The 2,229-nt window shown below is 73.6% G+C and carries 1 protein-coding gene; it reads left to right on the plus strand.

Annotated elements, in window-relative coordinates:
* Window positions 1-2,229 (plus strand): FG-GAP repeat domain-containing protein (locus tag B1205_RS11925; protein WP_140158025.1); only part of this gene is annotated, 2,229 nt, incomplete at both ends.

Genomic DNA, 2,229 nt, shown 5'->3' on the forward strand with positions numbered 1-2,229 from the left:
CGCCCCGCAGTTCGTGCTGGCCGATCTGGGCTACCACTCCGGATGGCGGGAGCGGCACCCCCGGTTCCTGGCCGATCTGACCGGGGACGGAAAGGCCGACATCGTGGCGTTCGGCGACGCCGGCGTCTACGTCGCCCGTAGTCAGGGCGACGGCAGCTTCGCGTTCACGCCGACGCCGGTGCTGGCCGACTTCGGTCACGCCGCCGGTGGGTGGCGGGTGGAGCGGCACCCGCGAGTCGTCGCGGACGTGACCGGCGCCGGGCACGCGGACATCGTCGGCTTCGGCAACGCCGGCGTCCACCTCGCCCGCAACAACGGCGACGGCACGTTCGCGCCACGGCAGTTGGTGGTCCAGGACTTCGGCTACGACCAGGGCTGGCGGATGGAGAAGCATCCCCGGTTCCTGGTCGACGTGACCGGTGACGGCCGCGCCGACGTCGTCGGGTTCGGCGACGCCGGCGTCTACGTGAGCCTCGCCAACGGCACCGGTTTCGACCCGCCGCGCTTCGTGCTGCCGAACTTCGGCGCCGAGGCCACCATCCTCGCCCTGGTGCAGAGCGACCGCGAGTCGCAGGACGCGGGCGTGTGGCGGTCGAGCGACCGGGGCACGAGCTGGGCCCGCGTGCACGCGTTCCCCCGGGCCACCGGCGCGGCGCGGCTGCCCGCAGCCGGCCAGCTCGTCTGGGCGCCGGGCACCGCGAACCTGGTCTACGCCGCCGGTGGCAGCTCACTGGCGGTCAGCACCGACGGCGGGGCCACGTTCACCGACGTCCTGCGCGGGCCCGCCGGCGGTCTCCAACCGGTCAACCACGTCGCGGTCGCCGAGACGCCCGCCGGCAGCCTGCGGCCCCCGGCCGTGTACGCGCTCGCCGACGGGAAGGTCTTCGTCTCCGTCGACGCCGGCCTGACCTGGGTTGCGGACGCCGGCCCGGTACCGGCCACCATCGGCGGCGCGACCGGCCTGTCCAACGCCCCGAACGAGCGCGTCATGGTGGTGTCACCGCGCTCACCGCTGGAGGTGTTCGCCACCGGGAACGCCAACCTGGTCCCGCCCCAGCTGTGGCGCGGCGACTATGCGCAGTTCGCGCAGACCGGCGCGGCGCGGTGGACCCCGGTGCCGCTGCCGACGCTGGGCAAGCAGTTCAGCGGCAACGTGTTCGTCGCGGCCACCCGGCCGGGCCACGGCGAGGTCCTGTTCTACGGTCCGCAGCGCGCGAAGGCGTTCGCCGCGCCGCTCGACCCCGCCTCCGCAGCCGACTGGCACGAACTCGACGACGGTCAGCACGCGCACGTCGACCTGCACGGCATCTTCCTGTCCGGCGACTTCACGGCCACGTTCCGGGACGGGTCGTACACGCCGACGGCCGGCACCGTCTGGCTGGCGAGTGACGGCGGCATCTTCCGCAGCACCGACGGCGGCCGGCAGTTCCACGCCGCGGGCAGCATCAGCACGCTGTCGGCGGTGAACATCGCCGGCCTCGCGTTGCCGGGTCGGGGCCCGGTCATCTCGCTCAACACCGGCGACAACGACGGCTTCGCCTCACCCGACGGCGGGCGGACGTGGCGACCGCAGGACTACGGCGGTGGCGACAACGACTGCTCGTTCGCCGATCCGCTGCGCCCGTCGCAGATGCTGGTCTTCACGCCACGCTGGAACACCGACGGTGGGCTCGCGGTCGGCGGCACCGGCCAAACCCTGGCCCTGTACGGGGCCGCCGACGGTGAACTCCCGGACGTCACCGGCTCGGCGCGGCGGCAGATGATCCCCGGCCCCGCGCTGCGCCCGGGGTCGAGGATCTGGAACGCGACCAGCTCGTTCGTCATCCGGGGATACCGTCCGCTCATCCTCGACCTGCCCGGCGACGCGCCGCAGCCCGACGACCAGGTCTTCATCCGCTTCTTCGGCAACTTCTCCGCACCCGGCCAGAGCACGTCGCCCGACAACCTGGCGGTGCTCCTGCGCGTACGCGACCTGCGCGCCGTCACCAGGCGCACGGACTGGGACACCCCCGGCGGCTGGCGGGTGGACCGGCATCCGCGCCTGCTCGCGGACCTGACGGCGGACGGCCACGCGGACATCGTCGGCTTCGGCGACGCGGGCGTGTGGACGGCGTTGAGCACGTCCGGCGGCTCGTTCGCCGACCCGCGGTTCGTGTTGGCGGATCTCGGCTACGACTCCGGGTGGCGGGTGGAGCGGCATGTCCGGGTGATGGCGGACCTGACCGGGGA

The organism is Micromonospora sp. NBS 11-29 (assembly GCF_002140155.1).
Taxonomy (GTDB): Bacteria; Actinomycetota; Actinomycetes; order Mycobacteriales; family Micromonosporaceae; genus Micromonospora.